Below are 14452 nucleotides of genomic sequence, written 5' to 3'. Positions count from 1 at the left end.
TTTTGAATAAAGTGCGGTTTGAGGAACCTAAAAAGCCTCTAAACGAAGGGCGCCGGAACTTAAAGCAAAAGCTGCGAAAAGGCGCTAGCGCCGAAATTTTTGACGATGCGGATTTAAGCGATGCAACGGATCTCAGCTCATTAAATTTAAACGATACAAATTTGATTAGCAAAAGCTTTAAAAATGCGAATTTTAATCAAACAGACCCCGAATCGCAACCCGATCATCTTTGCGGCGCAAATTTCCGAGATAGAAATTTAAACGGCGCGAATTTAAACTCAAAAGACGAGGTAAAATTTCAAAATTTAAACTCAGGCGGTGTTTCATCGCGAGGTGTTAAAACTCGTGATTACGACAAAGAGCCGCTAGTCATCAAAGACTATATGCCGATCGTAAATATTATAGCTATAATAGCGTTGCTTTGTTTTGCTATGTTTATAAATTTAGTATCCAACATCCCCTATGATAGAAAAGTTGCGAATATTCTGCTCACTGTACCTTTAGTTGCTAGGGCTCTTAAGGGCTTTTCGCAGCATTACGGAAGAAAATTTATATTTTTAAACTCAAGCATAAAATGTATAAAATTGGGCGAGCAGCTCGTAATGAAATTTGATGATATTTTATATTTTAAAAAGACTTTCGCGCTTGTTTATGAAAGCGAAACACGAAAATACACGGAAACGGAAAGAATTATAGGAAAAACCTGCCTCGCCATATACGTAATCGCTTATATTTATGGTGCGATATTTGATGACTCTATGATAGTCTTTATAATGTTATTTTGCTGCATGGGAGCGATTATCTTTCTTTTTATACCGCAAATGATTTTTCATCTGTTTAAGGGCGGATTATTTTCATGTAGGTTTGTCGATGCTTTAATTATAGACGCGCTTTACAATAAATTTTTTATATTTATACCCACTAATAAAGAATATAACGAGCTTAAAAAATATATGAAATTAAAATTTAATAAAGACCTAGACGCGCCAAATTATCTTTTAAGAGTTAAAAATTTTTAACTCAGGCATTTTTCGAATTTACGAAGTCTCATTCCACAAGCCGCGCGCGGATGTCGCCGAAGAGCAGCACGTCCTTCAAAATGGCGCGATCGGCGTAACCGCGCTCGTTTAGGCTTAGGTGCAGCTCGCCTCGGCTGCTCGAAAATATCGGCTGGTTGATGAAAACTACGTAGATCGCCGCAGCCTGCTTATCCGCGCCCGCGCCGCGCCCTTTAAAATTTGCGTCCGTTGCGCCGGTTTTCGTATCTGCTCCGCTAGAGCTTGCGCTTGCCGTTGCGCTGGAGTCGGTATCCGCATCGCTAGGTGGCGCGACGCCAAGCTCGCTCGCGATATCTGCGGCGGCGCTTCCGCGCGGCCTTTCGATGTCGATCCTTCCGTCGGCGCCTTTTGCGCCCGCGGCTCGGACGAAAAATTTATCGCCCGAGTGCGGGATTTTAGAGAAATTGAAAAACAAACTCAGCAGGTCGTTCGTCGCGAAGTAGGGCAAAATTTCGTCGCTTACGAGCTGTAGCTCGCCGCCCGTGCCCTTGAACTTTTGAAATTTTATCGTTTTGCGCGCGTAGTCGAAAGCGTAGGTTTTGCGCTCATTTTTCGTCGTTTTGCCCTTTTTGCGCGAGACCTCGTGGACGTAGAGATCGGGCATCAAAAGCCCCGCCACGACGCGCCCCTTTGAGCGGAAGCTCTCGCGCCTTTGCCCGCTTAGGCTGCCCGCGACGCCCTGCGCGACGGCATCCATGACGATCTCGTAGCGATCGCCCTGCCGCACGAGCCGCGTATTTGCGCTGCCGACCGCGCCGAAAACGCCGAACGAAATCTCATATTTCGCGCTGATCGTCTCGCCCAAAAGCGTGCTCGCGCACAAAATCAAAGTAGCAAAAAATTTCATCCCTACCGTCCTTCCGCTTCACAGCACCCCATTATACGGCGCCCGTTAAATTTATGCTCTTTGCGTCGCTTTATCGCATTGTGCTCGTAAAACTCGCGCCGCCTATTTCATTTTCTCCATAGCGTGATTATTAAATATCAGCCGCCGCTCCTTGCCGTCGTGAAAGGCCGCGCCGTGTGCGCCTAAAGACGCCGACTGTCGCCGCTTTTATATTTACGACGCATATACGGCTCGGCGCGTGCTTGCCAGAAATCGGAGCGATTTTATATTTCGTGCAGGCTGCTTCATCGTAAAGCGCGCCTGTGAATAAAATCAAAATTTCATATTGCGGCTATGTTTGTACTTTGCGCCATCCGCTACGCCGCGCCTATAAAATTTACGCTCTTCGCGTCGCTTTATCGCATTGTGTTCGCAAAGCTCGCGCATAAAATTTGCGCCATTCGTTGCGTTTGCTAGCTTGCACTTCCGTGAGGCACCGTTTCGTGCTGCAGATACAGCCGCGCCGGTCGCTAGCAAATCCGCTCAAATTTAAACGGCTCGTGCGGGTCAAATTCGTAAATTTAATCCTTCCAAAGCCACCATTTCAGCTTGGCTTTGTCAAGACGGGACGTGCTGGCGTAGTAGCTGGCCTCGGTAAACGTAGAGGATGCACCTGTCGCTGCCGCGTCCGAGCGCCAGCAGACAATGCCGCCAACCCCTCTCTAAACTTGATGTTATTATTCGATTCATGCCTGGACTTTTAACAGTTTGTCAAATTATAAGGCTTTACCCAAAATATTTTTTAGAATGCCATTCTCTGTTCCAAAATTGCTAGTCTTCTGAGCTAGCATAGTCCAACGACGAGATCTATTGATCCAATAACATATATTGTTTCATATTAATTTCCTTTTGATTATTTTTATGATTATTCTTAAAATTTATTAAATGTTATTCTTTGTTTTTAAAATCCTAATATCATTTTTGTTATTTTTTATATTAAAATTTTTTATTATGTATTGTTGTGTCTCTGGTGACCAATAAATTTTAAGATATTTTTTTGCCCTAGTGATCGCTGTATAAAAAATATTGTGCGAGATATTTTCTTCAATCTCTCTTGTAATCACTATTTTTACGCTATCATACTCCAAGCCTTGTGATTTATGAATAGAAATAACATAGGCCAATACAAATGGAATTTTTTCAATATCACCATCATTGTCTGTATTTATATTTTTATCTATACCAAAACCAACAATAGATTTATTATCATTTTTAGAAATAAGTTCTAAGCCGGCAGTAAAAACATGACCGTCTTCAAAAATCTTATCGACCTCTACCTCAAAGTAGAGTTCATTTTCTTCTGTTTTGTCTATAATTTTTGTTATTTTTCCCTTTAAATTATTGTGTAAATCGCTTATAAAAAAATTATTATCCACAAATAAAATAGGATCTTCTACTTTAAATTCAAAATTTCTAATTTCAAAAGATTGATTTTTATTTACTATTTGCAAAAATTTATTAATATTATTTACCCCATAAAGACCATCGTAATTCAAACAAAGCACAATTTCATCATCATGTTCTTTCTTAAAAATTTCATCATTCTTTTCATCTAGGTTTAAAGAATATTCTCCCCATGTGCAAAATTCTGTTATTTCATTGTAGTCATCTTTAAAATTTCTAACACTCTCCCAAAATTTTAACAACTCATCAACATTGGTTCTGTACGGCTTTTTAAGCTCAAACAGACAATATTTTGGTAAAAAATCTCTTGCTATATTAAACCAGGTACCATACTGTATAGCCTCTATTTGATACGTATCTCCGACTAAAATTAGTTGTTTAAATTTGGCTTTTTCTAATATCTTTACCATATCAGCATTACTAACGGTGCTGCACTCATCAATAAAAAGTAACTCGCATTCAATATCTTGACTTTTATCGCCTAAAAATTTTGTAATCGTCCTCGTATTAGCATTATCGGCATTATCGACTTTCGTTTTTAGATTTTCTATAGCTGGATTTGTTTGAGCTAGAAAAATTTGCTTTTGAGACTTATATAAATTTGAAATATAGTTTATTAAAGTCGATTTTCCAGTTCCAGCGGCTCCATAGATAAAAGCAACTTTTGATTTTAAAAAAATCTTATTCATGACATCTATTTTTACTTCGTCATCTATAAATTTTTTGCAGTCCTCTATCTTGGACGCAATAAATTTATCGTAGCCAATTATGCCATTTTGAGTCAACTGTTTTAATTGTGTAAGAATTTTTATTACATTTTCTTCGTATTCTTTAATGTAATAATTTCCATTCCAACTACAAATCTCCCGATCTTTATGTTTTTCATAAAGTAAGTTGTTAAAATTCTGAATCAAATCATCCAAATCATTAAAATGAGCTAACTCCTCTTTTTTTGTATATAAAACTCCATTGTCTTGGGTATTTTGAATTATAAACCTAGCCAGAAACTCGTGCTCTCTATTTTTATACTCAATGCATTCAAGCAAGTCCGATATTTTTAGATTGTGTCCGCACAGACTTGAAACAAACGGCATATCGTCAAAAGGAATGCTTTCATACTTTAAATATAAATTAGATAATATATAATTTGGCTTATCATTTATTAAGCCTGTCGAGTAATTATATTTTGGTTTTAAAATTTGTTCTTTTATAATTTTGTTATTCATTTTATAGAGCAAATATCTTAAAACATTGGAACCTCTGAAATTGTTTAAACAAGTCTCTCTACATTTATTTAAGATATTTAGAAAAAATGTCTGTATACGTCCACTAATAATTTCTTGTTCAAATTTATCATATTCGCTGTCTTCAAAATAAATGATATCAAGTAAATTGCAGCCATTTCTTGTAATATAGTCATTAATCCTCTGTATTTCAGTGCTTGAACCAAAATTGCTAACCGTTTTTGTAAAAATCTTAGCAAAATTTTCAAATTCGCATGGTCTTATCGATACTATAATATCCGATATAAGTAGAATAGGCATACTCTTATTTTGAATAAATATATTGGTTTTATCAAGTACTGCTTTTATTGCATAATTGCTATTTATGCTTGTTTTACTAAAAGCCACTATGCGACTAAATTTACTAACATTATCCGTAGCGTTGGTCAAAGTGATCTCGTAAAACATCTCTTCTTTTATAAAAATCGGTTTAACCTTCCATACATAATATCTATTTTTTATAACTTCTTGATTTTTTAATCTAAAATCTCCTATTTGATTTAACTTTGATAATATTTTTTCATAATATTCATCTAAGTTTTTATCCAACTCCAAAGGAATTTTATGTAAATTACTAAGAATTTTCAAATTAAATTTTTTTATACAAAGTTTTTTTAAACGTAACATGTATTCATAATATTTTAACATCAATCGTTCTGAATTATTTTTATCATGTGTATAGTGAGATTCTGATATCTGAAGTAAATTATGAAATTTTATTATAAATCTAAAATCGTTATTTATACCTCCTACCCTGTTTGGTATTGACGGTATTTTTTTCTTTGCTTCTTCTAGGATTATGTTGTCATCTAATCCGTTAAGACATAGATTTATATACATTGAACAATGCTCTACTAAATTTCTAAGTTGAGAAAGAATATTTTGCGACAGAAAACCACGATCGTTTAATATCGAATTTTTATCTATATTTTCACAAATATTTTCGTCAATAGATTTTATTTGATCTAAAATTTTCATAATTCCTCCTTATAACTTAGAAATATTATTAAAAATATGTCGGAAAGTTTTTCGCGCTTATTTTTCTTTATTAAAGCACTGCTTTTATAACTCATAAATTTGCCTTAAAATTCGTTCGCAAATTTCGCGCGGATCGGCACTTTGATAGATCGGGCGACCGACCACGATAAAATCCACCCCCGCCTCGCGCGCAACGCCCAGATCCGCCACTCGCTTTTGATCCTCTGCACTCTCTCCAAACGGCCGCACGCCAGGGCAGAGCGTGATAAAATTTGCGCTCGTAGCGTCCTTTATCAGGCGGCTCTCGAACGCCGAGCAGACCATGCCGTCAAGCCCTGCTTCATAGCTCATCACGCTAAATTTTCGCACGGCGTCATCCAAATTTTGCTCGTAAACCGCGTTAAATTCCGCCTGATCGAAGCTCGTTAGCGCCGAAACTGCAAGCACTAGCGGACGCGAACCGAGTTTGTCCAGCCGCTCCATTACGGTAGCCATCGCGCGCTTGCCGCTGCTTGCGTGCACGTTTATCATATCTACGCCGATTTTAGCGATCTCCTCGGCGGCGTCAGCCATCGTGTTTGGGATATCATAAAGCTTTAAATCGAGGAAAATTTTAAAATTTCCAAGCTTTTTTAGCTCCTCCACAAAGCCCGCTCCGTCGCGCAAATAGGCTCGCAAGCCCACTTTTAGCCAAATTTTATCGGCTAAACCCGCAAGCTCGCTCGCCAGCTGTAAGCACTGCTGCTTCGAGCCCAGATCAAGCGCAACGCAGAGCTTCACCGCTTATCCTTGCCGCGCACTGCGCCTTTGCTGCCTGCGGGTCTTTTCGAGAGAGCGCCTCTGCCGTCCGCAGATTTTTTCGGCGCGATAGAGCTTTTGCGCCCAGCCCTACTTTTCGGCGCAGTATTTTTACCCGCAGCGCCCTTTTTCGGTGCTGTGCTTTTGCCGACTCTGAAATTTCTATCCGCGCCCTCTTTTTTCGGCGCGGCGTCTTTGCCTCGTTCGCCTGCCTTAAAATTTTTACCTCGCTCGCCCGTTTTGAAATTTTTGCCCGTTTTCTCCGTCTTAAATTTATCCCCGGTCTTGAAATTTCTCTCCGTTTTAAATTTTTTGCTCGCGGTGGATTTTTTTGCAGACGCGCTGCGAGTTTTCAAATTAGCGGGCTTTTTAGACGGCCTGCTTCTGCTCGCCGTAGAATTTTTCGGCGCGCCGCTCCTCTTTGCTCTCGTAAAATTTTTCGTATCGCCGTCCGCGCCTGCGGGGATGAAATTTTTTGCCGTATCGTCGCTGTGCGAAACAGCGGAGTTTTTCGCCACAGCGGGCTCGGAATTTTCGCTTGTCGCTGTGGACAGCTCGGAATTTACGCTTGCCGTCGCAGTCGGCTCGGAAATTTTATTTGTCGCGATGTTTACGGGGCCATCTTTTAGCGCATCCAGCACGCCGTTAATAAATTTAGACGAGATGCCAAGCTCCTTGGCGGAGTTGATCGCTTCGTTGATGACGATGCCCGCGTCGGTGTCCGTAAAGCGCAGCTCATACGCTCCGAGCCGCAGTATCGCGCGCTCCAGAGCAGAAATTTCGGCGAGCTTGAATTCCTTTAAATTTTCATCTATCAGCGCATCGACCGCGGCGAGATTTTCGCTAGCGCCGCGCAGAAGCGCCAGCGTCCAGTTGCGCTGCTCGTTGCGAATGCGCTTTTCTTCCAGATATTCGTCCGCAAAGTCCTCGCCGCCGCCGTTCATATCCCGGGAGTAAAGCAGCGCGATCGCAGCGAGCCTGGCTTGGTGTCTGGTGGCCATTTTACGCCTTTATATTGCGAAATAGACTTAGAAGCTCGATCGCGCCGCTCATCGCCTCAAAGCCCTTGTTGCCGGCCTTTGAGCCTGCACGCTCGATCGCTTGCTCAATATTATCGGTAGTCAGTACGCCGAAAGTCACGGGCGCGCCGTATTTTAGCATGGTGTTTGCAATACCTTTGCTTACCTCGGCGCTTACGTAGTCAAAATGCGGAGTAGAGCCGCGGATCACCGCACCTAGGCAGACGACGGCGTCGTAGAGCTTGGAGCTTAACGCCTTTTCAAGCGCGAGCGGGATCTCAAAAGCGCCCGGCACCAGCATCAGGCTTAAATTTTCCTCCTTGCCGCCGTGGCGCAAAAACGCATCGTGTGCCCCCTCGACTAGGCGATCGGTGATGATGTGGTTGAAGCGGGCGTTGATGATTAGGATCTTTTCGCTGCCCTTAAGAGCAAGCAAGCCTTCGATGATTTTCATAGTTTTCCTTTGCGTTAAATTTAGCGCTAAGCTTAGCTAAATTCGCCAAAATTCTAAATTAATTTCAGCATCGCGGCGCTTGAAATTATGAGAAATAGTAGGCGCTTTGCGCGCCGAAATTTTCTCGCAGCGAACGAATATGCTTAAGATCACGGCACCGATCGTGCCGATCCCTGTCATAAGCTTAGCGTGAATATAAAAAATATGCGAAGTAGGCTAATCTCCGAGCCCTCTTTTAGTGCGACTATCGTTTAGAGTGAAGCGATAAAAGCGTGCCGAGGCCCGTGTATAGGACGTATGTGGGTGTCGCACTATGTATTTAAAAGCAGGCATAAATATAAAAAGCTCGCAATTACACAGATGACGGTGAGCAGCGATTCGTGCGTACTAGCAGCGTGCTTAAACCCGTGCGCCCGGTCGCACTCAAAAACGCTCAGATGAGGACAGAAGCAAAGCCTTTGGTGTTCATAAACCGCCTAAATTTTAAATTTGAAGCGCGATTATAACAGGAGCGAGCTTAGATTGAAATTCGTCTTAAAATTAATCCTAAATAATAAATTTTATTAATCATTTAGAAATTTTAGGATATAATCATTTCAAATCATTTCAAGGAGAGAAAGATGTTTAAACTTAGAGAGTTGCCGTTCGATGCGGCGTACAACGCGGTCGTAAGCAAGCAAACCTGTGATTATCACCACGGCAAGCACCACGCGACCTATGTGGCGAATTTAAATAAACTTACCGAATCGGGTGAGTTTGCGGGCAAGGGGCTTTACGAGATCGTAACGGCTGCTAGCGGCGGGCTTTTTAACAACGCAGCGCAGGTTTACAACCACGATTTTTACTGGGATTGCATCGCAAAACCTAGCGAGTCGTCTGCGGAGCTGAAATCGGCGCTAGCGGAAAATTTTGCGGATTTTAAAAGCGAGTTTTTGGCTGCTGCTATGGCGCATTTCGGCTCTGGCTGGGTGTGGCTCGCTTACAATCCGAAATCAGGCAAGCTTTGCATCAAAGCGACCCAAAATGCCGCCACACCGGTGAGCGAAGGGCTCGTGCCGCTTCTAGTCGTGGACGTTTGGGAGCACGCGTATTACATCGATGAGCACAATGCGCGCCCAAAATATCTGGAGAAATTCTACGCAGGCATCAACTGGGAGTTCGTCTCAAGCGCCTACGAATGGGCTAAAAAAGAGGGTCTCGGCTCGGTGAAATTTTACATCGACGAGCTTCACGGCAGAGATTAAATTTTAAAATTTAAGCGGACGCGCCGATACAAAAATCTGGGTCCGTCGCGCTTTGCTTGCGTAAATTTTAAATTTACGCGGGCACGTCACAAACGGAAGCGGTGCTACCCGCAGAGCTAAAATCCGTTTAAACGTATAATCCGAGTAGAGCGGATACGGCTCGCGCAGTACACAAAGCTGAAATCTCTTAAGCGCCCGTAGGTTCGCTGTGGATTGGCTGCATACACGGCGCGAATAGGACAGCACTCACTATTTGTAGCACCGAAATCGCTTAAACGTGCCGCATGTTCGCCATGGACGCAGATTTGCTGCAATGGACGTGAACGCCGCCCGCAAATCGCTTAGACGCACCGCAAGCTAACCCTGGACGATAATCGCCGCGGCGTTTAGCGCACGCGATTGATCGCTTAAAATTTTAATTCAAAGCTAGCGGCTAAATTTTTAAGGGCTTTTCTTGAGATTTAGCCGCAGCAATACCGCTTTTCAATCTATCTTTTAAATTTAAAATTTCATTAAAACCAGGGCGCCAAGTCCAATCAAAATTTAGCCCAAAATCATCCACAGCCCGATCGCGCACATCAGCACCGAGCAGAAAATTTCGAGATATTTCAGATGGGTTTTTAGCAGATTTTTTAGCACCGCTCCGCCCAGCGCGTAGATGCTAAGGCAGATGCTTTCGCTGGCGCACAAGATCGCCACGAGAGCGAAGGTACGCGCGCCGAAAAGATTGTCCGCATCTAAAAAGGGCGGAAAGAGCGCGGTGAAAAATATCCACGCCTTGGGGTTTGAGACCGCGACTACGAAGCCTTGTAGGAAGATATTTTCGCTGCGCTTTTGTTTTTGCAGCTTAAAATTTCCGCGCGCTAAAAAAGTCGCGATGCCCAGATAGAAAATGTACGCGCCGCCTAAAATTTTAATCGCGCTAAGCGCCGCAGGGTGCGCAAGCAGAATGCCCGCGACGCCGAATATACACGCAAGCGCCACGAGCGTGACGCCCAGCACCTGCGCGAGCAGCGCGGGCAGCGCCTTAAGATAGCCGCGCGCGATGCCGAGATTTAGCGCGTAGGTCATGTTGATGCCCGGCATCAGCGATATCGGGAATATCGTAAGAAAAAACAGAAGCATTGCAAACCCCTAAATTGCAGCTAAATTTTAAATTTTATCTCTCGCGATACGGCGCCGCTGCGATAGATTTTAAAATTCTAAAATTTAACGCGCTGCGCTGAGGCGAATAAAATTTTAAAATTCCGCCGCGCCGCCCCCAAGCTTTTCTTGGGGCGGGAAGGGGGCTTGGATTGCGAGGTCGCTCCCCTTCCCGCCCCAAACCCCACCTAACTCCCGACGACGCTTTACAAGGGGCAGGCTACGCCTGCGCTGAATTTATATTATAACTGCGGTGCAGTGTCTCGCACCTAGTCGCAAGACCGCCGTGCCGCAAGTTTCAATACAATATGTCGCACCGAGTAAAAACTTACGCCGTAGCGTATGTAACGGAGCAGATGGAATTTTAAAATTCTATCGCACCGCCGCAGGCAAATTTAAAATTTAAAACTCTCGCGGCTTTAAATTTAGCCGAAAATCCCGTACCCGAAGATCACCGCGATGATGAGCGGCAGGATAAATTTGACGTACAAAAACCAAACTCCTGCGAGCCGCGCGCTTAGATCGCCTTCGTTGGTGAGCTCGTAGATCGCATCCTTTTTTAGCACCCAGCCCACGTAGATGCAGCACAGAAGCGCCGTTAGCACGAAAAATACGTTCGCGCTTACGAAGTCGAAAGCGTCGAAAACCGAGCGCCCTAGAATTTTAACGTCCGCAAGTACGCTGCTTGAGAGTATGCAGGGCAGGTTGCCGAGCACGAAGACGCCGCCGAGCGTTAAATTTACCGCCTTTAGCGTTGAAAAGCCGAAGCGCTCCTCGACGAAATTTATGATGACCTGATAGATCGTGATCGACGTCGTAAGCGCGGCGATGAGCAAAATCGAGAGAAAGACCACCGCAACGGCGTTGCCGAAGGGCATGTGCGAAAACGCGATCGGCAGGCTCTTAAAAACTAACGACGAGCCGCTGCTCGGCTCAAGCCCTGCGCTAAAGAGCGACGGGAAGATCATAAAGCCCGCAAGCACGGCGATGAGGGTATTTACGACTGCGGTGATGGTGGCTGTTTGCATCAGCTTCTCGTCTTTATTGAGGAAGCTAGATAGCGTGATCATCACGCCGAAACCGAGCGAGAGCGCGAAAAAGACCTGACCCAAAACGTCGATCAAAAGCTTGGGCGTGATCTTTGCAAAATCGACGCCGAGATAAAATTTCACGCCCTCCTTTGCGCCTTCTAGCGTTAAATTTGTAAGAATTACGGCGATGAAGCATAAAAATAGCGCGGGCATTAGAAATTTTACGAATTTTTCGATCCCCTCGATGATGCCATTTTTCAAAATATACCAGTTGATCACTATGAAAACGAGCGTGTAAGCTCCGACGCCGAGCGGGCTATTTTCGATGTGATCTGCGTAGAATTTTTGCGTGAATGCGGGATCGGTGATCCGCGCGGAGAGGTCGAAGTTGCCGCTTACGATGTTTACGATATAGGTTAGCACCCAGCCTCCGAGAACCATATAGTAGGCTAAAATTCCAAACGCGCCGATTACGCCCATGACGCCTACGATCTTCCATGCGGGCTTTATGCGTGAGCCGTCCTTTTTAGGCGCTGCAAAGGCATCGACGCAGTTTCTTAGCGCGCGACGTCCGATGACGTTTTCTACTAAGATCATCGGGATTCCAAGCACGATCATCGCGATACAAAACACGAGCACGTAGGCGCCGCCGCCATTTTCGCCGACTAAATACGGAAATCGCCACGTGCAACCAAAGCCGATCGTGGCGCCTGCGACGGTTAAGATATATGTGAGCTTGCTGCTCCAGGTCTGTCTCGGCACGCTCCCTCCTTAAAATTGCTCTTTTTTGAGCTTGTCGAGGAAGTCCTCGATATTGTATTTGGCACGGTAAGCCTCGCTGATGAGATGGACTATGATGTCGCCGAGATCGACGACGCTCCACTCATCGCCGCTTTCGATAGCCAAAAACTCCTCGCCGAGCGGCTTAAGCACGCTTTTTAGCTCCTCGATGAGCGAGGCTGCGTGGCGGGCGGTCAGCATAGTGGCGATAACTACGAATTTCGCGATATATTCGCGCCCCTCCATATCGATGATCTGGACGTCTTCGGCTTTCTTTTCGTTTAAAATTTCGGCGATCCGCTCCGCCCTTTGCTTTGGATCTTGCATATCTTTCCTTTTATAAAATTTTATGACCTCTGCTGCGATCTTGGGCGGGATTTCGTCTTTGAAATCTCGCCTAAAACCGCTTGAGCTCGCATCTACGGCAATCTCGATCCTCCTTAGGCTCGCCCACTGCCGCGGGATCTCGTAGCCGGGCCGCGTAAGCACGACAAACTCCGCTAATTTTTGCAGCTCGCTAAAATCGCGCCATTTATGAAGCTCCGATAGGTTGTCGGCACCCACGACGATGTAGAGCTTTGGTGTTGTATCCGTGCCGCTTGCGCTACCTATGCAATTTACTGCGTCGCCTGCGCTATGCGCGTCGTTTGTATCATTTATGTCGCTCACATCGCTTGTGTTGTTTGCTTGGCCTGCGCCGTTTGTATCATTTGCGCCGTTTGCGTTATCATTTGCTTTACTTGCGCTACTTACGTTATTTGCTCTACCCATGCCGTTTGTTTCATTTGCGCTACCGCTTACGTTGCATACGTCGTCTGCGTCGCCACTTGAAATTTTATTCGCGCCCGAAATTTCATCCGCATCCGAACTCTCGCTCGCTATGCTACTTGGAATTTCGCGGTTTTTTGCGTTTAAAATTTCGCTCGCATTTGAAATTTTATCTGCGTTTTGGATTTTACTCGCGCCGTCCTCGCTGCCCGCGTTACTTTGTGAAATTCCGTCCATTTCGCTTTTGCTACCAACCGAAATTTGATTCGCCATTCCGTCTTGCAGAGCTTCGTTTTTTGCGTTAGCGGGGATGCTCGTCCCGCCCGTAATATCGGCGTAGCAGGTGTCGCCGCTTAGAATTTTACATATATCGCACGACAAAGCCCCGTCCGTCTTCTCGGGTAAAATTTCGTCTGTACTACCCGAAGTATAAGCACCGGCAGAAATTTTATTCGCAATATTTGCGCCGTTAGGTAGAGCCTTATTCGTTACGGTTGCCGGGGTCTCGCTCGCTCTGCTTGCCGTCTCCGCCGAGATTTTGCCGTTCGCGTCGTATTTTTCGAGCAGAAATTTCACACTTTGTATCGTGGATACCGAGCGGTTTTGCGAAATTTCATAATCGCTCACTTCCACGTGCGGAGCATCGCTCCACAGCGCGCGGCACCATCTAAGCCGCAGCTGCGGCGGCGCCGAAAAGCTCTTTTTAAACGGGTTTAGAAACGACGGCATTATGATCAGCAAATCGGGCTTTAGACTTGATAAGATCGCCTTCACCGCGGCGTCGTGTCCTGCGTGCGGCGGATCGAAACTGCCGCCGAAAAGTGCGATTTTCACGCACCCGCTCCGTGCCGCTCCGCGCCGCGAAATTTCTCGCACTTCGCCACAAATTCCGCGGTATAAAATTTTGCGCGACGTAATCTTGTTTTATGAAATTTTACGCCGCAAAATTCCGTTTCGCTGAATTTTGTTGCAAAAAATCCCGCGTTTTGCAGCGCGATAAATTTAAAGGGCGTGGCGGCGTAAAGGCTAGGACTGCGTCGCAGCCCTTTTGCGGCGATAAATTTAAAAAGCGCGCCATCGCGGAATTTTACCTCGCCGAATTTCGCTGCGTTAAATTTCATTTTAAGCTCTAAATTTGGCGTCTGGAACTTCATCTCGTGAAATTTCGCGCCGTGAAATTTAGCCGCATAAAATTTCGCAATGCGAGCTAAAAAATCCGTCTCGCGCAATTCTGCTTTGTAAAATTTGACGCCGCGTGCCATAAATTTTGATTTGCAGAATTCCGCGCCACGAAAGTTCGCCCCTAAAAATTCCGTTCCGTAGGTCGTAAATTTCGCGCCGTGAAATTTAAAATGCGAGTGCCGTGATTGCCGAATTTGTCGCGTATGAAGAAGCGTTTCATTGCAAAATTTAAAACCGCGAAGCGCGGCATCGTGAGCCCTGGGCTCTGCGCCGCAAAATTTCGTGCTACTAAATTTTGTTGCAAAAAATCTTGCGTTTTGCGGCGCGAAAAATTTAACGCCGCGTTTCTTAAATTTTGCAGCGCAAAATCCCGCAGCTGCGAAGCGGGCATTAAAATTTGAGTTTTTGTAGGGCTTTCGCACGG

The 14452-nt window shown here is 44.7% G+C and carries 10 protein-coding genes and 2 pseudogenes; 2 read left to right on the top strand and 10 right to left on the bottom strand.

What is annotated here, in order from left to right:
• Nucleotides 1-2 precede the first annotated feature (2 nt).
• Nucleotides 3-1019, top strand: a complete 1017-nt coding sequence (locus Q0323_RS07250) for a hypothetical protein (RefSeq protein ID WP_298053031.1) — start codon at nucleotides 3-5, stop codon at nucleotides 1017-1019.
• A gap of 28 nt (nucleotides 1020-1047) precedes the next feature.
• Here the strand turns inward: Q0323_RS07250 and Q0323_RS07245 are convergent, their stop codons facing one another.
• The 6 genes and pseudogenes from Q0323_RS07245 to ribH all read right to left on the bottom strand — a co-directional run bounded on the left by Q0323_RS07245 (nucleotide 1048) and on the right by ribH (nucleotide 7880).
• Nucleotides 1048-1905, bottom strand: coding sequence for a DUF3108 domain-containing protein (locus Q0323_RS07245; RefSeq protein WP_298053028.1), 858 nt, complete (start codon nucleotides 1903-1905; stop codon nucleotides 1048-1050).
• A gap of 560 nt (nucleotides 1906-2465) precedes the next feature.
• A pseudogene (locus tag Q0323_RS11270) lies at nucleotides 2466-2580 on the bottom strand (helix-hairpin-helix domain-containing protein); the annotation flags it as partial.
• A gap of 245 nt (nucleotides 2581-2825) precedes the next feature.
• Nucleotides 2826-5609, bottom strand: a complete 2784-nt coding sequence (locus Q0323_RS07240; RefSeq protein WP_298053027.1) for an ATP-dependent RecD-like DNA helicase — start codon at nucleotides 5607-5609, stop codon at nucleotides 2826-2828.
• 84 nt (nucleotides 5610-5693) lie between these two features.
• On the bottom strand, nucleotides 5694-6389 hold the full coding sequence (gene pyrF, locus Q0323_RS07235) for an orotidine-5'-phosphate decarboxylase (RefSeq protein ID WP_298053026.1): 696 nt from the start codon (nucleotides 6387-6389) through the stop codon (nucleotides 5694-5696).
• Nucleotides 6390-7033: 644 nt separating this feature from the next.
• Nucleotides 7034-7408: pseudogene (gene nusB / locus Q0323_RS07230) on the bottom strand (transcription antitermination factor NusB); the annotation flags it as partial.
• Between the two features lies 1 nt (nucleotide 7409).
• A complete protein-coding gene (gene ribH / locus Q0323_RS07225) occupies nucleotides 7410-7880 on the bottom strand; it encodes a 6,7-dimethyl-8-ribityllumazine synthase (protein ID WP_005871379.1) in 471 nt (156 codons plus the stop codon).
• Between the two features lie 620 nt (nucleotides 7881-8500).
• On the opposite strand from ribH, the gene Q0323_RS07220 reads away from it, so the two are divergent.
• The gene (locus tag Q0323_RS07220) at nucleotides 8501-9124 is read left to right on the top strand and encodes a superoxide dismutase (protein WP_298053023.1); all 624 of its coding nucleotides are present in this window, start codon (nucleotides 8501-8503) and stop codon (nucleotides 9122-9124) included.
• Nucleotides 9125-9667: 543 nt separating this feature from the next.
• Here Q0323_RS07220 and Q0323_RS07215 read toward each other — a convergent pair.
• From Q0323_RS07215 to Q0323_RS07200, 4 genes are all read right to left on the bottom strand, one after another.
• On the bottom strand, nucleotides 9668-10249 hold the full coding sequence (locus Q0323_RS07215) for a LysE family translocator (RefSeq protein WP_298053021.1): 582 nt from the start codon (nucleotides 10247-10249) through the stop codon (nucleotides 9668-9670).
• A 443-nt stretch (nucleotides 10250-10692) separates the two neighbouring features.
• Nucleotides 10693-12060, bottom strand: coding sequence for a sodium-dependent transporter (locus Q0323_RS07210; RefSeq protein ID WP_298053018.1), 1368 nt, complete (start codon nucleotides 12058-12060; stop codon nucleotides 10693-10695).
• Between the two features lie 9 nt (nucleotides 12061-12069).
• Nucleotides 12070-13680 (bottom strand): ribosome silencing factor, encoded by a 1611-nt coding sequence (rsfS, locus tag Q0323_RS07205; protein ID WP_298053016.1) that lies wholly within the window; start codon nucleotides 13678-13680, stop codon nucleotides 12070-12072.
• Complete coding sequence (locus tag Q0323_RS07200; protein ID WP_298053015.1) at nucleotides 13677-14450, bottom strand: hypothetical protein; 774 nt, start codon at nucleotides 14448-14450, stop codon at nucleotides 13677-13679. Before Q0323_RS07200 ends, rsfS begins: the two co-directional genes overlap by 4 nt.
• Nucleotides 14451-14452: the final 2 nt, after the last annotated feature.

This window comes from uncultured Campylobacter sp. (assembly GCF_938030145.1).
Taxonomy (GTDB): domain Bacteria; phylum Campylobacterota; class Campylobacteria; order Campylobacterales; family Campylobacteraceae; genus Campylobacter_B.
This window is presented reverse-complemented; position numbering and strand designations above follow the sequence as displayed.

Excerpts from the sequence above, each read along its gene's own strand:
- Q0323_RS07245 (WP_298053028.1), bottom strand. The coding sequence starts at position 1,905 with ATGAAATTTTTTGCTACTTTGATTTTGTGCGCGAGCACGCTTTTGGGC.
- Q0323_RS07240 (WP_298053027.1), bottom strand. The coding sequence starts at position 5,609 with ATGAAAATTTTAGATCAAATAAAATCTATTGACGAAAATATTTGTGAA.
- ribH (WP_005871379.1), bottom strand. The coding sequence starts at position 7,880 with ATGAAAATCATCGAAGGCTTGCTTGCTCTTAAGGGCAGCGAAAAGATC.
- Q0323_RS07220 (WP_298053023.1), top strand. The coding sequence starts at position 8,501 with ATGTTTAAACTTAGAGAGTTGCCGTTCGATGCGGCGTACAACGCGGTC.
- Q0323_RS07215 (WP_298053021.1), bottom strand. The coding sequence starts at position 10,249 with ATGCTTCTGTTTTTTCTTACGATATTCCCGATATCGCTGATGCCGGGC.